The organism is Mesorhizobium sp. W067, from assembly GCF_054719525.1.
The window spans coordinates 5,020,284-5,038,295 of record NZ_JBTTII010000001.1; the positions used below are offsets into that span (position 1 = coordinate 5,020,284).

The window sequence follows — 18,012 nt, forward strand, 5'->3', positions numbered from 1 at the left end:
TATCACAAAGATAGTTTCTATCATTTTCCATCAGAACGATGTAAGCAGTTGCAGGCACTCATGCGGGACAGTCATGGCAAAACGGCCAACCATCACCGATCTGGCGCGCATCTCCGGCGTTAGCGTCGCCACTGTCGACAGGGTGCTGAACAACCGGCTGCCGGTGCGCGAGGAAACCGCGCGCCGCGTCTATGAGGCGGCGACCGGCATCGGCTACCACGCCGCCGGGCTGATCAAGCGGCGCATGCGCCAGGAATTGCCGGAATACCGCCTCGGCTTTCTGCTGCTGCGGGGCAATGATGTTTTTTACGGCGATTTCGCGAGGGAGCTAGAAATGGCGGTCTCGCAATCGCAGCGCTTCCGCGGCGTCGCCACCATCGATTTCGCCAGCTCGCTAGCCGCCGACGAGATCGCCGCCCAGATGCGCAAGCTGGCAGCGAAATCCAGAGCAATCGCCGTTGTCGGTCCGGACCATCCGACGCTGACGGCGGTCGTGGAGTCGCTGAAAGCGAGGGGGCAACCTGTCTTCTCGCTGCTGTCCGACTTTGCCGCTGGCATCCGTGAGGGATATGTCGGCCTCGACAATCGCAAGGTCGGTCGCACCGCGGCCTGGATGATCGCCAGGGCGGCAAAGAACCCCGGCAAGGTCGCCCTTTTCGTCGGCAGTCATCGCTTCCACGGCCATGAACTGCGCGAGATCGGATTTCGCTCCTTCTTCCGCGAACATTCGCCGGACTTCACGGTGATGGAAACGCTGGTCAATCTGGAAGCCAACCAGGTCACCCACGATGCGATGATCGATCTCCTGGTGCGGTATCCGGATCTTGCCGGCTGCTATGTCGCCGGCGGCGGCATGGAAGGCGCGGTCTCGGCGCTGCGCGCAGCGAAGCCCGCAAACATGCCGGTGGTCGTCTGCAACGAGATCAACGCCGAATCGCGCGCGGCACTCGCCGACAACATCCTGACAATGGTGATCTCGACGCCGCTCGCCGCCTTGTGCCGCGAGCTTGTCGACCTGATGGCGCATTCCATCGAGGCCGGCGCCGCCAACGCGCCGGGCCAGACCTTTCTGCCCTTCGACATCTATCTGCCGGAAAATATCTAACGCGTTGCCGCGCCGACCCGTTCGGCGTGGGCTCTCCGGCGATGATAGAATCTATCAGATTCTGCCTTCAGACTCGGCCTGGGCCGCTGTCGGCCTCGATTCGACGTGAAATTGCGGCGCGGCGACCGAAAATCCGCTTTCCGACTTAGGAATCGCTCTTGACGTCTTGCGAAAAAATGGAATAAATATTTCATCAGATTGGTATTTTGGTTCTTTCGTTCCGGAACATCTGTTTCAAACTGGGAGCCTGGCGTTCCATCCCTTGGACAAAACGCCATACGGAACAGGAAGGCATCAGGGAGCGATTCCTCGGGCTATCGGGGATTCCGGGTAGATCGGTGCAGCCGGACACCAATGTGGAGGAGAAACACAATGAAGAAACTGATTTTGGGCGTCGCCTTTGCGGCGCTGATGAGTTCGTCCGCTTTTGCCGCCAAGGTCGGCGTGTCGATGGCCAAGTTCGACGACAACTTCCTCACCGTGCTGCGCAACGGCATGATCGAGCAGGCCAAGGGCATGAGCGGCGTGGAACTGCAGGTCGAGGACGCGCAGAACGACGTCGCCAAGCAGCTCGACCAGATCAAGAACTTCGCCGCCTCGGGCGTCGACGCCATCATCGTCAACCCGGTCGATACCTCGGCCACGCAGGCGATGTCGGACGCCGCCGCAGCCGCCAAGATCCCGTTGGTCTATGTCAACCGCCAGCCGGTCAATGTCGACACGCTGCCGGACAACCAGGCCTTCGTCGCGTCGAACGAGGCCGATTCCGGCACGCTCGAGACCAAGGAAGTCTGCCGCCTGTTCACCGAGGCCGGCAAGAAGGAGGCCAATGTCTATGTCATCATGGGCGAGCTTTCCAACCAGGCCGCCGTGCAGCGCACCAAGGACATCGAAGAGGTGATCGCCACGCCGGAGTGCAGCTTCATCAAGATCATCGACAAGCAGACTTCGAACTGGAACCGCGACGAAGCGCAGAACCTGATGACCAACTGGCTGTCGACCGGCAAGCCGTTCGACGGCGTCATCGCCAACAATGACGAAAGCGCCATCGGCGCCATCCAGGCGATGAAGGCCGCCAACATCGACATGAAGACGGTCGTCGTCGGCGGTGTCGACGCCACGCAGGACGCGCTTGCCGCCATGCAGGCCGGCGACCTCGATGCCACCGTGTTCCAGGATGCGGCCGGCCAGGGCGCCGGCGCTCTGGACGCAGCGCTGAAGCTCGCCAAGGGCGAGAAGGTCGAGCACAAGGTCTACGTGCCCTTCCAACTCGTGACGCCAGCCAACATCGACAAGTTCCTGAAGAAGAACTGAGCCGGCGACTCGTTCGACTAACGGAGCGGCGCATCAATCGCGCCGCTCCCGTTTCCCTCACCGCCCTTACGTGCGGGAGGGCAAATGCCGCCTCACGGAGGACAGACATGTCACAGACATCTCATGGCGTCGGCGGGGTCAGCTATGACGCGAAGAGGCGGACATGGCCGGCCGAATTCAACGTCTTCCTGGCGCTGGTCATTCTGGTCGTCATCTTCGAAATGATCGGCCGCATCTTTCTTGGCGACAGCTTCCTGTTCAACACGCGCGACAACGTCGCCGGGATCTTCAATGAGGCCCGCCTGCAGATCATCATCCTGCAGGTGTCGATCGTCGGCATCATCGCCATCGGCGTCACGCAGGTGATCATTTGCGGCGGCATCGACTTGTCCTCGGGCTCGATCGTCGGCGCCACCGCCATGATCGCCATGAGTTTTGCCCAGGTGGCGACGGTCAACGGTAACCCCAACCCCAAGGCGATGTTCCTGGCGCAAGGCTGGACCGACCTGCCGGTCGTCGTGCCGGTACTGGTCGCCATCGGCTGCGGTCTGCTCGCCGGTCTCGTCAACGGCTCCTTGATTGCATACACGCGCATTCCGCCGTTCATTGCCACGCTCGGCATGATGGTGACCGCGCGCGGCATTGCCAAATGGTGGTCCAAGGGTCAGCCGATCTCGTTTCCGACCGAAAGTTTCGCTGGTATCGGCAAGGGCCTGATGCCGGTCATCATCTTCCTGTCGCTGGCGGTGCTGTTCCAGCTGATCATGACCTACACACGCTACGGCAAGCATTGCTATGCCATCGGCTCCAACGAGGATGCCGCGCGCATGTCGGGCATCAAGATCGCCAACCACAAGATCCTCGTCTACGTCATTGCCGGCATCCTAGCCGCGCTGGCCGCCGTCGTGCTCTCCTCCAAGAACCTGACGGCACAGTCCGGCATGGGCGTCATGTACGAGCTAGACGCCATCGCAATGGCGGTCATCGGCGGCGTCTCTTTGTCGGGCGGTCGCGGCTCGATCGTCGGCACCGTGATCGGCTCGCTGATCTTCGGCGTCATCATTTCCGGCTTCACCTTCCTGCGCCTCGACGCCTACTATCAGGAGATGGTCAAGGGCGTGATCATCGTCGGCGCGGTCGTTCTCGACCAATGGCGCCAGCGCATGCGGGCATTGAGGGCTTGACCATGCCAGATATCTCCACGACAGACATCGTCCTGAAGACCGAAAACCTGACCAAGCGTTATGGCGGCGTGCACGCGCTGGAAGGCGCGAATTTCGAGCTGCGCAAGGGCGAGCATGTCGCCATCATGGGCGACAATGGCGCCGGCAAATCGACCTTCGTGCGCCAGATCACCGCCGTCGAGCAACGCACCAGTGGCCAGATCTGGTTCGACGGCAGGGAAGTGAATTTTGCCGGGCCGATCGAAGCGCGCACGGCGGGCATCGAGACCGTGTTCCAGAACCTGGCGCTGGCCGACGATCTCGACGTGCCGTCGAACCTGTTCCTCGGCCGCGAAAAGGTGCTTTTCAATCTCGGGCCGTTCTCGATCCTCGACCGCAAATACATGCGCAAGGCGACCGAGGCGGCGCTGATCCGCACGGCAGTGAAAATCCCCAATTTGTCCAACACCATTCGCCACATGTCGGGCGGCCAGCGCCAGTGCGTTGCGATCGCCCGGACCGCGACCTTCGCCTCCAAGCTGATCATCATGGACGAGCCGACGGCAGCCCTTGGCGTGCAGGAGACGGCGCAGGTCGAGAACATCATCCGCACGCTGAAGGACAATGGCGAGCCGCTGATCCTGATCAGCCACAACATGCGCCAGGTGTTCGACCTGTGCGACCGCATCGTCGTCTTCCGGCGCGGCCGCATCGTCGCCAACCTGCGCAAGGAAAACACCGACGGCAACGACATCGTCTCCTACATCACCGGCGCCAAGACCGGGGAGGCGGAACTCGCGGCCTGAACAGGATGGTCATCCTGTTTTCTGGCGTGCTCGAAAAATTATCTTGCCACCTTTCTCAAAAGGAAGGTGGAGACACAACTCTCTCGAACCCATCCCCCTAGAGGAAATACCCCATGACTGTTCGTTTCGCCCTCCTCGGTGCCGGCCGCATCGGCAAGGTCCATGCCCGCGCCGTCGGCTCCAACCCGCAGGCCAGACTGGTGGCCGTTGCCGACGCTTTTGAAAAGGCGGCGACCGAGTTGGCAACCGCCTATGGCGCCGAAGTGCGCACCATCGACGCGATCGAGAAGGCCAAGGACATCGACGCCGTGGTCATCTGCACGCCGACCGACACCCATGCCGATCTGATCGAGCGTTTCGCCAAGGCCGGCAAGGCGATCTTCTGCGAGAAGCCGATCGACCTCGACGTCAAGCGCGTCGAGAAGTGCCTGGCCGTGGTCGACAAGGCCAAGGCGACGCTGATGGTCGGCTTCAACCGCCGCTTCGATCCGCACTTCGCCGCCGTGCGCAAGGCGATCGACGACGGCGCCATCGGTACTGTCGAGATGGTCACCATCACCTCGCGCGATCCGGGCGCGCCGCCGGTCGATTACATCAAGCGCTCGGGCGGCATTTTTCGCGACATGACCATCCACGATTTCGACATGGCGCGCTTCCTGCTCGGCGAAGAGGTGGCGGCGGTCAGCGCCCATGCCTCGGTTCTGGTCGACGAGAAGATCGGCGAAGCGGGCGATTTCGACTCTGTCAGCGTCATCCTCGAAACCGCGTCCGGCAAGCAGGCCGTCATCTCCAATTCGCGCCGCGCCACCTATGGCTACGACCAGCGCATCGAGGTGCATGGCTCCAAGGGCATGGTCGCCGCCGAGAACCAGCGGCCGGTGTCGATCGAGGTCGCCAATGAGAAGGGCTATACGCGCCCGCCGCTGCACGACTTCTTCATGACCCGCTATCTCGACGCCTACGCCATCGAGATTGCCGCTTTCATCACTGCTGCAACCTCGGGCAAGAAGGCATCGCCGAGCGGCGCCGACGGCCTCGTGGCGCTGAAGCTGGCCGATGCCGCGCTGAAGTCGGCGACATCAGGCAAGACCGTCCGTCTCGACAAGTAAGAACCGGAACCAAGGCACAGGAGCAGAGCGATGAGCACATCCGCCGATCGCAATTCGAAGACGCGCGCCATCGTCACCGGCGGCGCGCAAGGCATCGGCTTTGCCGTCGCCGAAGCGCTGGCCGACGAGGGCTGCAAAGCGCTGGCGCTCATCGGCCGCTCGCAGGAGAAGGGCGACAAGGCGGTCGCCCACTTCAAGAAGGCCGGCGTCGATGCGATCTTCATCAGCGCCGACGTCTCGAAAGTGGCGGACTGCAAGCGCGCGGTGGCAACCGCGATCTCGCATTTCGACACCATCAACGCGCTGGTCAACGCCGCAGCCACCTCCGCGCGCGGGTCGCTGGTCGAAACCTCCGAGGAGACCTTCGACCAGATTTTCCAGACCAACGTGCGCGGCCCGTTCTTCCTGATGCAGGGCGTGGTGGCCCATCTCCTGGACCAGAAGGCGCCGGGCTCGATCGTCAACGTGCTGTCTATGTCGGCGCATTGCGGCCAGTCCTTCCTGGCGCCCTATTCCTCGAGCAAGGGTGCGCTGGCGACGCTGACCAAGAACGTCGCCAACGCCTATCGTTTCAACCGCATCCGCTGCAACGCCGTGCTGCCGGGCTGGATGGACACCGAGGGCGAGGACATCGTGCAGAAGAAATGGCACGGTGCCTCCGACGACTGGCTGGCAAAGGCAGAGGCCGGCCAGCCCATGGGCCAACTGGTGAAGCCCGACCAACTGGCGCGGCTGATCAGCTACATGGCCAGCCCGCAATCCGGTGTCATGACCGGCTCGCTGGTTGACTACGACCAGAACGTCGCGGGGACCTCGCCGGAGTAGCCTCAAACCCTGTTGCAGCAACATCGCCATTCCCACATAGTCATGATAGTCAGGCTAGTCACGAGCATGCGATGCTAACGTCATCCAAAGACACCAACTGGACGGTTGCCGGGGCAAAAGCCCGGCTCTCCGAGGTCATCGAGCGCGCACAGTCCTCGCCGCAGACGATCACCAAGAACGGCAAACCAAGCGTGGTTGTCGTCTCGGCCGAGGAATGGCAGCGCAAGATCGCACGCAAGGGTACGCTTGCCGAGTTCCTGCTGGGCTCGCCGCTGCGCGGCGCCGATCTCGAGCTTGAACGTCAGCGCGACGAACCGCGTGACCTGCCGCTGTGAGACTGCTGCTCGACACGAATGTCCTGTCCGAGGTGACGAGGCCAGCGCCTGACGCAAGTGTCCTGGGCTGGCTGGACGAGCTTGATGAGGACCGCTCCTTCATCAGCGTAGTGTCGATCGCCGAGATCCGGCGCGGCGTCTCTCCGATGGATGAGGGCCGTAAACGCGAGGCGCTGGCCGAATGGCTCGCCCGGGACCTGCCCCAGCGCTTCGAACAGCGGGTTTTGCCGGTGGACGATGCAGTTGCCTTGGCCTGGGGCGACCTGATGGGTCTTGCCAAGCGCCGCGGTCGTGGTCTGTCGTCGATGGACGGCCTGATCGCAGCCACTGCGATTGCGCACGAGCTCACCTTGGCAACGTGCAATACGAAAGATTTCGAAGGCTTTGGGCTTGAACTCTTCGATCCCTGGACGGCATGAGCCGCTCCGCGTTATACGTGTTGGCGATTGGCGAAACCGCCGGCACTTCGTCATCCACGGGCGGAGCAAGGAGCGTAGCGACGCAGCGCAGACCCGAGGATCCATGCCGCGACTTCAGAGCGCTGCTACGGTCCAGAATTCTGCTCCGCCGCACTCCACGGCCCAGGTCACGGAATGGATCCCAGGGTCTCCGCGACGGAGCTTCGCTCCTGCTCCGCCCAGGGATGACGAAATCGCGAGGATTCGGCCCATCCCGAATTGTCTCCGCATACCCCACGTGACAAGCGCCTCGGCATCGACTATATGACGCCTGATGATCAACCTGACCGCCTCGTATTGGTACTTTAGCAGCTCGCTGGCGGCGGGAGGATTGCGCTCGATCTGAAGATTGCAGCAACAAGTCCGAACAGCCGCCAGACCTGGCGGCTTTTTTGTATCAGCCGGCAGGTCTCCTAAAAACAGGAGCAGAAAGCCGTGTTGACCACCACAGACGATCTTCGGGTCAAGGAAATCCGAGAATTGAGTACGCCGGACGAGGTGATGCGGGAGATCCCGCGCACGCTGACGGCAACGCGCACCGTGAGCGCATCACGCAACGCCACCCATGCCATCTTGAACGGCACCGACGACCGGCTGCTTGTCATCGTCGGCCCGTGTTCGATCCACGACCCGGTCGCGGCCGTTGACTATGCCAGCCGGCTAGTGGCGCTGCGCGAGACCCTGTCCGACCGGTTGGAGATCGTCATGCGGGTCTATTTCGAAAAGCCGCGCACGACCGTCGGCTGGAAGGGCCTTATCAACGATCCCGATCTCGACGGCAGCTTCAACATCGACAAGGGGCTGCGGATGGCGCGCAACGTGCTGTCGGCGGTCAACAATCTCGGCCTGCCCTCGGCCACCGAATTTCTCGACATGACGACGCCGCAATACATTGCCGATCTCGTCGCCTGGGGCGCCATCGGCGCGCGCACCACCGAGAGCCAGATCCACCGCGAACTGGCTTCCGGCCTGTCCTGCCCGGTCGGCTTCAAGAACGGCACCGACGGCAATCTCAGGATCGCCGCCGAGGCGGTGAAATCCGCCGCCCAGCCGCATCATTTCATGGCGGTGACCAAGGGCGGACGCAGCGGCATTGCGACTACTACCGGCAATGAGGACTGCCACGTCATCCTGCGCGGCGGCGTTCAGCCGAATTACGATGCGGCGAGCGTCGAGGCAGCCTCGGCCGAACTCGCCCGCATCGGCGTTGCACCCCGGCTGATGATCGACGTCAGCCACGCCAACTCGGCCAAGAAGCCGGAGAACCAGCCCAAGGTGGCGGCGGATGTCGCCGGTCAGGTCGCGGCGGGCGACGAACGCATCATCGGCCTCATGATCGAGAGCAATCTCGTTGCCGGCCGTCAGGATGTCGTGCCCGGCAAGCCGCTCGTCTATGGCCAGAGCATCACAGATGGCTGCATCGACTGGGCGACCACCGAGACGGTGCTGCACGGCCTCGCCGGCGCCGTAGAATGGCGCCGCTCAGCCCGCCGCGCCATGATGGAGAACCGGCCGGGCGCCGCCTGATACGAGGCGATGCGCGGGAAGGACGCTGCGGCTCCCCTTGCACCCCGGCCACCGGTCTGCTAGATACTGAACCATATGGTTCAGTATGCCGACTTGGACTCCTCGTTCGCCGCGCTCTCGGACGCCACCCGGCGTGGCGTTCTGGAGCAGCTCGGACGCGCAGATGCTTCGATCACCGAGCTTGCCGGAAAGTTCCACATGACCCTCACGGGCATGAAGAAGCACGTCGGCGTCCTGGAGCAGGCGGGGCTCGTCACCACGCAGAAGGTTGGCCGCGTGCGGACCTGCAAGCTCGGCCTGCGCGGACTGGAGGAAGAGGCGGCCTGGATCGAGCGGCACCGCCTGCTCTGGGACGCACGCTTCAACGAGTTGGACAAGGTTGTCGAGGAATTGAAACGGAAGGAGAAAGCCGATGCGCCAAAGAACCGAGAGTGAGCCCACGAACAACCGCACGACGGTCGAACGGAAGTCCGAGCGCGAGCTGGTCGTCACGCGAACAGTCAACGGTCCGGCGCGCATCGTGTTCGAGGCGTGGACCAAGCCCGAGCTGTTCAAGCAGTGGTGGGTGCCGAAGTCGATGGGCATGTTCCTGCGTTCCTGCGAGATGGATGCTCGTACAGGAGGCACGTACCGCCTGGTGTTCGGCCACGACGCCTCGGACCTTCACGAATTCTTCGGCAGGTATATCGAAGTGACACCGCACTCACGCCTCGTCTGGACCAATGAGGAAGGTGGTGACGGTGGACCCGTCACCACGCTGACCTTCGAGGAAAAGGGTGGCAAGACGCTGCTGGTCATGCACGAACTCTATCCCTCGAAGGAGGCTCTCGACGCGGCCGGTACCGGGGCGGCGGATGCGATGGGCGAGACGTTCGAGCAACTGGACGAGCTTCTCGTCGTCTTGGGCGCGAACGTGGGACGGTCATGACGTCGTCGATCTCGGGGACGCGGTTGCTGCCGCCCTCGACGACAAAGACCGGGATAGTGATCCGCAAGCGCAGCGCCGAGACGAAGAAACGCGGCGTCATCGCTTGATCGCGATCACGCCATCCTCAGCCCCTCCCAAGCCGTGAACACCGAGACCGCAAACAGCAGCAGTCCGGCCGCGCGGCCCGCAAAAGCGGTCGCCCGCGGGTTGGCCACCAGCAGATTGCGGCTGCGGCCGGCGGTGATGGCGAGCCCGCCATAGATCGCGGCCTGAGTCGCCACCGTCAGCAGGCCCATGACCGTCGCCTGCATCCAGATCGGGCCGTAATCCGGCTTCAGGAACTGCGGATAGACGGCAAATATGAAGAGATAGGCCTTCGGGTTGATCAGGCAGGTCACCAGTCCCTGGCGAAAGGCCTTCCAGGCCGTGCGGCTGCCGACGAGCCCGTCATGGCCGACGGTGATGGAACTGCGCATCAGCGAAATACCGATGAAGGCCATGTAGGCGGCGCCTGCTATCAGCAGCGGCTTGTACAGGATCGGTACGAAATGCATCAGCAGGCCGACGCCGATGGCGCCGTTCAGCGTGTGCACGATGCCGCCGACCATGATGCCGGCGGTGGCGGCGAGGCCCCGGTCGCGGCCGCCGGTGAGCGCATTGGCAAGCACGAACAGCATGTCCATCCCGGGTACGATGATGATGCCGGACAGCAGGATAAAGAACAGCCAGAGATTTTCCGCGTAGCTCATGTCAGTTGCCTGTCGCTTCCTGCTGGGGTGCCGTTGAGGAATTCGTTGATTTTCAACCCGATAGGCAGTCCAATAAATCACCCCAACTGACGGGGATGTGTCAGTAGCGTTCATCAGGGAGAGGAAATGCGCAAGGCGTCGCGGCTGTTCGAGATTATCCAGATCCTGCGGCTGGCGCGGCAGCCGGTGACGGCAGCCATGATCGCCGGGCAGCTGGAAGTCACGATGCGTTCGATCTATCGCGACATCGCCGCACTGCAGGCAATGCGCGTGCCGATCGAAGGCGGGCGCGGTATCGGCTACATATTGCGGCCCGGCTTCGACCTGCCGCCGCTGATGTTTTCGATCGAGGAGATGGAAGCGATCGTCCTGTCGCTCGCCCTGCTGGAGCGCACGGGAGACAGCGAACTCAAGCAGGCGGCCAAGCGCGTCAGCGCCAAGATCGCCAGCGCCGTGCCGCCGCCGTTGCGCCAGGCGTTCGACGCCAACGCGCTGCATGTCTGGGGGTTCGCAGCACCGGCAATCGGCACCATCGATCTGGCGCTTGTGCGCCGCGCCATCCGCGACGAGGAAAAGCTCGACCTGTCCTATCGCGACGAAATCGGCCGCGCCTCCGAGCGGCTGATCCGTCCGATCGCGCTGATCTACTATTCAGAAACCGCCAACATCGTCGCCTGGTGCGAATTGCGCCAGGCCATCCGCAATTTCCGCAGCGACCGCATCGCGGATTGCCGGGCGACCGGGCTGCGCTTCAAGGGCGAAGGCGATCGCCTGCGGCAGGTCTGGGTCAGTGGCTGGGAGGCGAACGCTGTCGCTGGCGGCTGAAGCGGATCTTACCGCACATCCACCCAGCGCTTTTCCTCGAACGACCTCGCCATCGCGTGCACGGTGCGCTCGATCTCCAGCCCTTCGGCAAATTCGATGACCCGTGCCGGCTTGCCGGCAAGCCGCGTCAGCAATTCGTGGCACTCGATGATCTTGAGGTCGTTGAAACCTAGCCCATGGCCCGGCGCCGGGAGGAAGGCGTCGTAAGGCTTGTGGTGCGGCGCCACCAATATGGTGCGGTAGCCCTGTTCGGTCGGGCGATCGGCGGTGACGTAGAGCTGGATTTCGTTCATCCGCTCCTGGTCGAACAGGATCGATCCCTTGGAGCCGAAAATCTGTATGGCGATGCGGCCCTTGCGGCCCCAGGCCGAGCGGTTGACCAGCAGCGTGCCGGCAATGCCGTTTTCCAGATGCATCAAAACGCTGGCGATGTCGTAGGTCTCCACCGCACGGCGGCCGCCGCTGGCCAGCTTGCGGTCGACATAGGGTTTGGCCATGTCGCAGATGACCTTTGCGACGCGGCCGAACAGCGTCGACACCAGCGACAGCGGATGCACGGCGAAATCGTCGAGCGCGCCATAGCCGGATGCGGCCTCATGCTTCCAGAAGAACAGCGCTTCCGGATCGGCCATGAAGTCCTCGTCCATCTCGATGCGCAGATGGTTGACCTCGCCGATGATCTTTTCCTCGAGCAGCGCGCCGATGTGGCGGATGGCCGGGCTCTGTATGTAGTTGTAGCCAAGCGCTGCGACCTTGCCGGACTTCTTCGCCGCGGCCGCCATCGCCGCTGCTTCGGCAAAGCTCGGCGCCATCGGCTTCTCGCACCACAGATGCTTGCCGGCTTCGAGAATAGCGATGGCCATCTCCGGATGGAACTGATTGGGCGTGGTCAGCGAGACGATATCGACCTCGGGGTCGTTGACGACGGCACGCCAGTCGCCCGACGCCTTGGCGAAGCCGAACTCACCGGCCTTGCGCTTGGCCAGCTCCTCGTTGATCTCGCCGAGATGGACCAGCTTCGGCTTGGCGACATCGGGAAAGACGGCACCGACGGCGCTCCACGCAATGGCGTGGCATTTGCCCATGAAACCCGTGCCGATAAGACCAACGCCGACCATTTCTTTCTCCCAATACCTGAAGCGATCGATGGATGAATTAGTCCATTTCTTCTCCGAATGGAATGTCTGCCTCATTTTTTATGGCCTTCTTGCGCAGGCTCGCTATGATGGGGCAGAGAGGACGTCACTTGAGTTAAAGAGAGCATGATGTCGTCCGAAAACCGCTGCACACTTTTCGGCATCATGCTCTAGATGAGCTTGGACGGGGCGACGATGGACGAACGGGTACCTCGCGACTTCGAGACGCTGCGCGCCACGATCCTCGATCGCCGTGAAACCTTGCCCAAGCGCATCGCCCAGATCGCCGCCTACGCGCTCGACAACCCTGATGACATCGCCTTCGGCACCGCCGCCAGCATCGCTGCTTCGGCGGGCGTGCAGCCGTCCACCCTGATCCGCTTTGCCCAGCAACTAGGCTTTGACGGCTTCACCAGCTTGCAGCAGGTGTTTCGCGAGCGGCTGCGCGAGCGCAATTCCTCTTATGACGAACGCCTTCAGGCGCTGCGCGCCAAGGCCGATGCGGGTGCTGGACACCGAGCCATCTTCGACGGCTTCGTCGCCGCCGCCAGCACTTCGCTCAACGATATTTCGCGAACGCTCGACGAGGCGCATCTGGAAGACGCGATCTCGCTGCTGGCCAAGGCCGAGACCATCTATGTCCTGGCCAAGCGGCGCTCCTACCCGGTGGCAAGCTATATCGCCTATGCCTTGGGCAAACTGAAGATCCGCAACCAGCTGATCGAATCCGCCGCCGGCCTCAATGCCGAAATGGTCGCCTTCGCCACCCCGGCCGACGCCGTCATCGCCATCAGCTTCTCGCCCTACGCACCGGCCACCATCGAGGAAGCCCGCACCATTTCCGAACAGGGCGTGCCGATCGTCGCCATCACCGACAGTTCGTTTTCGCCACTAGCGCAGTTCGCCAAGGTCTGGTTCGAAGTCGCCGAGGCCGATTTCGCCGGCTTCCGCTCGCTGTCGGCCACCATGGCGCTGGCCATGGCGCTCACCGTCGGCGTCGGCGAGAAGCGGCGCAGCACCGGAAAGAAGCGCAAGGTCTAGGCAATCCCAGAAAAAGGCGTGAAGCGGTTTTCCGTCCGGAAAATGCGGACTTGGGATCTGTGGAAAGGGATCATCCCGTATGCCATGCTAGAACCGAAGTTCATCGAGAATGGTTCATGCATGAATTGGGAACAGATCGCATCGGATTTCGCTTGGGACGGCTCATGGCGAGATATCTACGTTCTGAACACGTCTGAGGCAGATTGGCAGGCCGTCTGGGACATCCTCCTCGAATGGACCCCGCCAATTTCAGTGTCTCCGGCAAGATCGAATCGATGCCATTGGGGGTCGAAGCCGCCCTGGAAAGCGAAACAGACAGCCTACTTTCTTTTTACGTCGGGCCAATCCAGCTTGCATGTCACTTCTTCACCGTTGTCGAAATCGAGTTCGACTTCGATCCTAGGCAAGTCAGCGGAGAAACTGAGATTGAGCACCTTGACCGCTTTGTGCGATTGCTAGGTGACGCTACTTGGAAGCAGGTAACTCTGACGCAGGAAAATGATCAGGAGGCTATCATCGCCCGCTACTCTCCCGACCTTGGGAGTGTGGTCTGGCGTGCTTTTTCATAACCGAATCGTTTTGTCGGCTGGCGGCTTTCCCCCTCAAACTCGTCTCGATCCACATCTGGTTGCGCGGTAACGGGTCTCCATCCTAAGTCTCCAGCAGCCATCGCTCTTCGGCACTTTTAAAGGAAGGAATGCTCATTCCATATTGACTATGGATTGGAATTATTATTTCATATTCCCGGCGCCACGCTGCCGCTCGCGCGTGTCCCCCAACTACGTTGCTCAAGACAACAAGACCGACGGGAGGTTCCAATGAGCGAAGCCGTGGACGCCAAACAGGCGACGCTCGATGTCATCACCATCGGTCGCGCTTCCGTCGACCTTTACGGCCAGCAGATCGGCTCGCGGCTGGAGGACATCACCTCCTTTGCCAAATCGGTCGGCGGCTGCCCGGCCAACATCTCGGTTGGCACGGCGAGACTAGGCCTGCGCTCGGCGCTGCTCACCCGCGTCGGCGACGAGCAGATGGGCCGCTTCATCCGCGAGCAGCTGCGGCGCGAAGGCGTCAATGTCGATGGGCTCAAGACCGACCAGGAACGGCTGACGGCCCTGGTGCTGCTTTCGGTCGAGAGCGAAGGCGTCTCGCCGATGATCTTTTATCGCAGCGACTGCGCCGACATGGCGCTCGCCGAAGAAGACATCGATGAAGCCTTCATCGCCTCGGCCCGCTCGATCGTCGTCACCGGCACGCATTTTTCCCGGCCCAACAGCGACGCCGCCCAGCGCAAGGCGATCCGCATCATCAAGGCCAAGGGCGGCAAGGTGGTGTTCGACATCGACTACCGCCCCAACCTCTGGGGGCTCGCCGGCCATGCCGAAGGTTTTGAGCGCTATGTCAAATCCGACCGCGTCTCAGCCCAGCTGAAGACGGTGCTGCCCGATTGCGACCTCATCGTCGGCACCGAGGAAGAGATCATGATCGCCTCGGGCGCCGACGATTGCCTGAGCGCGCTGAAGACGATCCGCGCGCTGTCCAAGGCAACCATCGTACTGAAGCGCGGCGCCATGGGCTGCATCGTCTATGACGGGCCGGTCAGCGACGATCTGGAAGACGGTATCGTCGGCAAGGGCTTTCCGATCGAGATCTATAATGTGCTGGGCGCGGGCGATGCCTTCATGTCCGGTTTCCTGCGCGGCTGGCTGGGTGGCGAAGATCATGCGACAGCGGCGACCTGGGCCAATGCCTGCGGCGCTTTCGCCGTGTCGCGGCTGCTCTGCGCGCCGGAATATCCGACCTTCGAGGAATTGCAGTTCTTCCTCAGGAACGGCAGCAAGCACCTCGCTCTGCGCAAGGACGAGGCGATCAACCACATCCATTGGGCGACGACCCGCCGCCGCGATATCCCCTCGATGATGGCGCTCGCCTGCGACCACCGTGTGCAGCTTGAGGACGTCGCGGCAAAGACCGGCGCCGATCCGGCGCGCATCCGCGATTTCAAGGTGCTGGCGGTCAAGGCTGCGGCGAAAGTCGCCGCCGGCCGCGACGGCTATGGCATGCTGATCGACGAGAAGCATGGCCGCGAAGCGATGTTCGAATTCGCCCGCCACCCCTTTGCCTGGCTCGGCCGTCCCGTCGAACTGCCGGGCTCGCGGCCGCTGCGCTTCGAGTTCTCGCAGGACATCGGCTCGCAACTGGTGGAATGGCCGGTCGACCACTGCATCAAATGCCTGTGCTTCTATCACCCCGACGATCCGGCAGCGCTCAAGGAAGAGCAGCAGCAGAAGCTGCGCTCGCTGTTCGAAGCCGCGCGGAAGGTCGGCCGGGAGCTTCTGGTCGAGATCATCGCCGGCAAGCACGGCAAGCTCGACGAAACGACCATCCCGCGCGCCCTGGAAGAACTCTATGCGCTTGGCATCAAGCCGGACTGGTGGAAGCTCGAACCGCAGGCGTCGGCCGGCGCCTGGGCCAAGATCGAAGCGGTGATCCTGAAGCACGATCCCTGGTGTCGTGGCGTCGTGCTGCTGGGTCTCGAAGCGCCGCAGGACGAACTGGAAGCGGCCTTTGCCGCCACCGCCAAGGCACCGATCGTCAAGGGCTTTGCCGTCGGCCGCACCATCTTCGTCCACGCCGCCGAACAATGGCTGGCGGGCAAGATGACGGATGACGAGGCTATCGCCGACATGGCCGCGCGCTTCGAACAGTTGACCGAAGCGTGGCTTGCCGCGCGTGGCCGTAAAGCAGCATAAAGGCGCGGCAAGAGGACTGCGGAGGAAAACACCATGAGCAAGACAATCCGCCTGACGATGGCGCAGGCGCTGACCCGCTTTCTGAGCAAGCAGATGACCGAGATCGACGGCAGACGAGTGCCCATCTTCGGCGGTGTGTGGGCGATCTTCGGTCACGGCAATGTCGCCGGCATCGGCGAGGCGCTGTACCAGCTGCGCGACGAATTGCCGACCTTCCGCGCCCACAATGAGCAGGCGATGGCGCATGCGGCGATCGCCTATGGCAAGGCCAATTTCCGCCGCCGCTTCATGGCCGCGACCTCTTCGATCGGCCCCGGTGCGCTCAACATGGTGACGGCGGCGGCGCTCGCCCATGTAAACAGGTTGCCCGTCCTGTTTTTGCCGGGCGATGTCTTCGCCAACCGCATTCCCGACCCGGTGCTGCAGCAGGCCGAGGACTTTTCCGACGGCACCGCGACGGTCAATGACTGCTTCCGTCCGGTGTCGCGCTATTTCGACCGCATCACCCGTCCCGAGCAGATCATCCCGGCATTGGCGCGGACCATGCAGGTGCTGACCGATCCGGCGGAATGCGGCCCGGTGACGCTGTCGCTCTGCCAGGACGTGCAGGCCGAGGCCTATGACTATCCCGAGAGCTTTTTCGCCGAGCGCGTCTGGCACCAGCGCCGTCCGCGTCCGGACCGGCATGAATTGGCGGCGGCGGTCACCGCGCTGAAGGGTGCGAAAAAACCGCTGATCATCGCCGGCGGCGGCGTGCTGTATTCGCAGGCTTCGGATGAACTGGCGAAATTCGCCGAGAGCGCCGGCATTCCGGTCTGCGAGACGCAAGGCGGCAAATCCTCGCTGCCCGACACACATCCGCTCAACATGGCGGCGGTCGGCGTCACCGGCACGTCCGCGGCCAACCGGCTGGCGGAAGAAGCCGATGTCGTGCTCGCCATCGGCACCCGCCTGCAGGATTTCACCACCGGCTCGTGGGCGCTGTTCAAGAACTCCGGCAAGACCATCATCGGGCTCAACGTGCAGCCTTTCGACGCCGGCAAGCACCGCGCGCTGCCGCTGGTCGCCGATGCGGCCGAAGGGCTCGCCGAACTCGGTGCTGCGCTGGGGAAGTGGAAAGCACCGGCGACATGGACCGACAATGCGACCCAAGGCAAGAAGGCCTGGCAGGCCGAAGCCTCCAAGGTGACGGCGTCGACCAACGCCGCCTTCCCTTCGGACGCGCAGGTGATCGGCGCCGTGCAGCGCGCGCTCGGGTCCGGCGTAACGCTGCTGAATGCGTCGGGCGGCCTGCCGGGCGAGTTGCACAAGCTCTGGCAGGCAGGCGCGCCCGGCTCGTACCATGGCGAATATGGCTTCTCGACCATGGGCTACGAGATTGCCGGCGGGCTCGGCGCCAAGATGGCCAAGCCCGACCAGGAGGTCGTCGTCATGGTCGGGGACGGCTCATACCTCATGATGAATTCCGAAATCGCCACGTCGGTGATGCTCGGCCTGAAGCTGACCATAGTGGTGCTCGACAACAGGGGTTATGGCTGCATCAACCGGCTGCAGATGGCCACCGGCGGCGCCAACTTCAACAACCTCCTGAAGGACGCGCGCCACGAGATCCTGCCCGACATCGACTTCGCCGCGCATGCGGCGAGCATGGGCGCTATTGCCGAGAAGGTGCCGTCGATCACCGGCCTGGAGACCGCGCTGCAAAAATCGAAAACCAACGACCGCACCACCGTGCTGGTCATCGACACCGACCCGCTGATTTCCACCGATGCCGGCGGCCATTGGTGGGATGTCGCGGTGCCGGAAGTCTCCGCACGGCCGCAGGTCAACGCAGCGCGCAAAGCCTATGACGAAAAGCGGCAGATGCAGACAATCGGCGATTGATGCTAAGTCAGCGCTGCCCCCTACCTCCCCCTTGTGAGGAGGTCGGACCGCAGG

Annotated in this window: 18 protein-coding genes; 16 read left to right on the forward strand and 2 right to left on the reverse strand. The window is 62.9% G+C overall.

Features of this window, described 5'->3' with window-relative positions:
* Positions 1-73 precede the first annotated feature (73 nt).
* The 11 genes from ACYG97_RS24610 to ACYG97_RS24660 all read left to right on the forward strand — a co-directional run bounded on the left by ACYG97_RS24610 (position 74) and on the right by ACYG97_RS24660 (position 9,570).
* Positions 74-1,105, forward strand: a complete 1,032-nt coding sequence (locus ACYG97_RS24610) for a LacI family DNA-binding transcriptional regulator (protein ID WP_023732722.1) — start codon at positions 74-76, stop codon at positions 1,103-1,105.
* Positions 1,106-1,477: 372 nt separating this feature from the next.
* Positions 1,478-2,419: a sugar ABC transporter substrate-binding protein gene (locus ACYG97_RS24615; RefSeq protein ID WP_023684065.1), complete on the forward strand. Its 942-nt coding sequence runs from the start codon at positions 1,478-1,480 to the stop codon at positions 2,417-2,419.
* A gap of 107 nt (positions 2,420-2,526) precedes the next feature.
* Positions 2,527-3,603 carry an ABC transporter permease gene (locus ACYG97_RS24620; protein ID WP_023710443.1) on the forward strand — a complete coding sequence of 359 codons (1,077 nt, stop codon included), beginning with the start codon at positions 2,527-2,529 and terminating at the stop codon, positions 3,601-3,603.
* A 2-nt stretch (positions 3,604-3,605) separates the two neighbouring features.
* On the forward strand, positions 3,606-4,388 hold the full coding sequence (locus tag ACYG97_RS24625) for an ATP-binding cassette domain-containing protein (protein ID WP_027049093.1): 783 nt from the start codon (positions 3,606-3,608) through the stop codon (positions 4,386-4,388).
* Between the two features lie 113 nt (positions 4,389-4,501).
* Positions 4,502-5,497: an inositol 2-dehydrogenase gene (iolG, locus tag ACYG97_RS24630; protein ID WP_023732721.1), complete on the forward strand. Its 996-nt coding sequence runs from the start codon at positions 4,502-4,504 to the stop codon at positions 5,495-5,497.
* Between the two features lie 30 nt (positions 5,498-5,527).
* Positions 5,528-6,322, forward strand: a complete 795-nt coding sequence (locus ACYG97_RS24635) for an SDR family oxidoreductase (protein WP_023732720.1) — start codon at positions 5,528-5,530, stop codon at positions 6,320-6,322.
* A gap of 71 nt (positions 6,323-6,393) precedes the next feature.
* Positions 6,394-6,657: a type II toxin-antitoxin system Phd/YefM family antitoxin gene (locus ACYG97_RS24640; protein WP_023732719.1), complete on the forward strand. Its 264-nt coding sequence runs from the start codon at positions 6,394-6,396 to the stop codon at positions 6,655-6,657.
* Complete coding sequence (locus ACYG97_RS24645) at positions 6,654-7,076, forward strand: type II toxin-antitoxin system VapC family toxin (protein WP_023732718.1); 423 nt, start codon at positions 6,654-6,656, stop codon at positions 7,074-7,076. The genes ACYG97_RS24640 and ACYG97_RS24645 overlap by 4 nt, the downstream gene beginning before the upstream one ends.
* A 474-nt stretch (positions 7,077-7,550) precedes the next feature.
* Positions 7,551-8,642: a 3-deoxy-7-phosphoheptulonate synthase gene (locus ACYG97_RS24650; RefSeq protein ID WP_023732717.1), complete on the forward strand. Its 1,092-nt coding sequence runs from the start codon at positions 7,551-7,553 to the stop codon at positions 8,640-8,642.
* A 75-nt stretch (positions 8,643-8,717) separates the two neighbouring features.
* The gene (locus tag ACYG97_RS24655) at positions 8,718-9,077 is read left to right on the forward strand and encodes an ArsR/SmtB family transcription factor (RefSeq protein WP_023687408.1); all 360 of its coding nucleotides are present in this window, start codon (positions 8,718-8,720) and stop codon (positions 9,075-9,077) included.
* On the forward strand, positions 9,055-9,570 hold the full coding sequence (locus ACYG97_RS24660; protein ID WP_023732716.1) for an SRPBCC domain-containing protein: 516 nt from the start codon (positions 9,055-9,057) through the stop codon (positions 9,568-9,570). Before ACYG97_RS24655 ends, ACYG97_RS24660 begins: the two co-directional genes overlap by 23 nt.
* A 113-nt stretch (positions 9,571-9,683) precedes the next feature.
* On the opposite strand, the gene ACYG97_RS24665 is transcribed toward ACYG97_RS24660, so the two are convergent.
* On the reverse strand, positions 9,684-10,319 hold the full coding sequence (locus tag ACYG97_RS24665) for a LysE family translocator (RefSeq protein WP_023732715.1): 636 nt from the start codon (positions 10,317-10,319) through the stop codon (positions 9,684-9,686).
* Between the two features lie 126 nt (positions 10,320-10,445).
* Here ACYG97_RS24665 and ACYG97_RS24670 point away from each other — a divergent pair, with 126 nt between their 5' ends.
* Positions 10,446-11,144: a helix-turn-helix transcriptional regulator gene (locus ACYG97_RS24670; RefSeq protein WP_023672341.1), complete on the forward strand. Its 699-nt coding sequence runs from the start codon at positions 10,446-10,448 to the stop codon at positions 11,142-11,144.
* An 8-nt stretch (positions 11,145-11,152) separates the two neighbouring features.
* On the opposite strand, the gene ACYG97_RS24675 is transcribed toward ACYG97_RS24670, so the two are convergent.
* Complete coding sequence (locus tag ACYG97_RS24675; protein WP_023732714.1) at positions 11,153-12,262, reverse strand: Gfo/Idh/MocA family protein; 1,110 nt, start codon at positions 12,260-12,262, stop codon at positions 11,153-11,155.
* A gap of 213 nt (positions 12,263-12,475) precedes the next feature.
* Here ACYG97_RS24675 and ACYG97_RS24680 point away from each other — a divergent pair, with 213 nt between their 5' ends.
* The 4 genes from ACYG97_RS24680 (at position 12,476) to iolD (ending at position 17,958) form a co-directional block, all read left to right on the forward strand.
* Positions 12,476-13,321, forward strand: a complete 846-nt coding sequence (locus ACYG97_RS24680) for a MurR/RpiR family transcriptional regulator (RefSeq protein ID WP_023714510.1) — start codon at positions 12,476-12,478, stop codon at positions 13,319-13,321.
* 233 nt (positions 13,322-13,554) lie between these two features.
* Positions 13,555-13,890, forward strand: a complete 336-nt coding sequence (locus ACYG97_RS24685) for a hypothetical protein (RefSeq protein WP_023732713.1) — start codon at positions 13,555-13,557, stop codon at positions 13,888-13,890.
* A gap of 249 nt (positions 13,891-14,139) precedes the next feature.
* Positions 14,140-16,074 (forward strand): bifunctional 5-dehydro-2-deoxygluconokinase/5-dehydro-2-deoxyphosphogluconate aldolase, encoded by a 1,935-nt coding sequence (locus ACYG97_RS24690; RefSeq protein ID WP_023732712.1) that lies wholly within the window; start codon positions 14,140-14,142, stop codon positions 16,072-16,074.
* A 33-nt stretch (positions 16,075-16,107) separates the two neighbouring features.
* Positions 16,108-17,958 carry a 3D-(3,5/4)-trihydroxycyclohexane-1,2-dione acylhydrolase (decyclizing) gene (gene iolD, locus ACYG97_RS24695; RefSeq protein ID WP_352609069.1) on the forward strand — a complete coding sequence of 617 codons (1,851 nt, stop codon included), beginning with the start codon at positions 16,108-16,110 and terminating at the stop codon, positions 17,956-17,958.
* Positions 17,959-18,012: the final 54 nt, after the last annotated feature.

Excerpts from the sequence above, each read along its gene's own strand:
- ACYG97_RS24610 (WP_023732722.1), top strand. The coding sequence starts at position 74 with ATGGCAAAACGGCCAACCATCACCGATCTGGCGCGCATCTCCGGCGTT.
- ACYG97_RS24615 (WP_023684065.1), top strand. The coding sequence starts at position 1,478 with ATGAAGAAACTGATTTTGGGCGTCGCCTTTGCGGCGCTGATGAGTTCG.
- ACYG97_RS24620 (WP_023710443.1), top strand. The coding sequence starts at position 2,527 with ATGTCACAGACATCTCATGGCGTCGGCGGGGTCAGCTATGACGCGAAG.
- ACYG97_RS24625 (WP_027049093.1), top strand. The coding sequence starts at position 3,606 with ATGCCAGATATCTCCACGACAGACATCGTCCTGAAGACCGAAAACCTG.
- iolG (WP_023732721.1), top strand. The coding sequence starts at position 4,502 with ATGACTGTTCGTTTCGCCCTCCTCGGTGCCGGCCGCATCGGCAAGGTC.
- ACYG97_RS24635 (WP_023732720.1), top strand. The coding sequence starts at position 5,528 with ATGAGCACATCCGCCGATCGCAATTCGAAGACGCGCGCCATCGTCACC.
- ACYG97_RS24640 (WP_023732719.1), top strand. The coding sequence starts at position 6,394 with ATGCTAACGTCATCCAAAGACACCAACTGGACGGTTGCCGGGGCAAAA.
- ACYG97_RS24655 (WP_023687408.1), top strand. The coding sequence starts at position 8,718 with ATGGTTCAGTATGCCGACTTGGACTCCTCGTTCGCCGCGCTCTCGGAC.
- ACYG97_RS24660 (WP_023732716.1), top strand. The coding sequence starts at position 9,055 with ATGCGCCAAAGAACCGAGAGTGAGCCCACGAACAACCGCACGACGGTC.
- ACYG97_RS24665 (WP_023732715.1), bottom strand. The coding sequence starts at position 10,319 with ATGAGCTACGCGGAAAATCTCTGGCTGTTCTTTATCCTGCTGTCCGGC.
- ACYG97_RS24670 (WP_023672341.1), top strand. The coding sequence starts at position 10,446 with ATGCGCAAGGCGTCGCGGCTGTTCGAGATTATCCAGATCCTGCGGCTG.
- ACYG97_RS24675 (WP_023732714.1), bottom strand. The coding sequence starts at position 12,262 with ATGGTCGGCGTTGGTCTTATCGGCACGGGTTTCATGGGCAAATGCCAC.
- ACYG97_RS24680 (WP_023714510.1), top strand. The coding sequence starts at position 12,476 with ATGGACGAACGGGTACCTCGCGACTTCGAGACGCTGCGCGCCACGATC.
- ACYG97_RS24685 (WP_023732713.1), top strand. The coding sequence starts at position 13,555 with ATGGACCCCGCCAATTTCAGTGTCTCCGGCAAGATCGAATCGATGCCA.
- ACYG97_RS24690 (WP_023732712.1), top strand. The coding sequence starts at position 14,140 with ATGAGCGAAGCCGTGGACGCCAAACAGGCGACGCTCGATGTCATCACC.
- iolD (WP_352609069.1), top strand. The coding sequence starts at position 16,108 with ATGAGCAAGACAATCCGCCTGACGATGGCGCAGGCGCTGACCCGCTTT.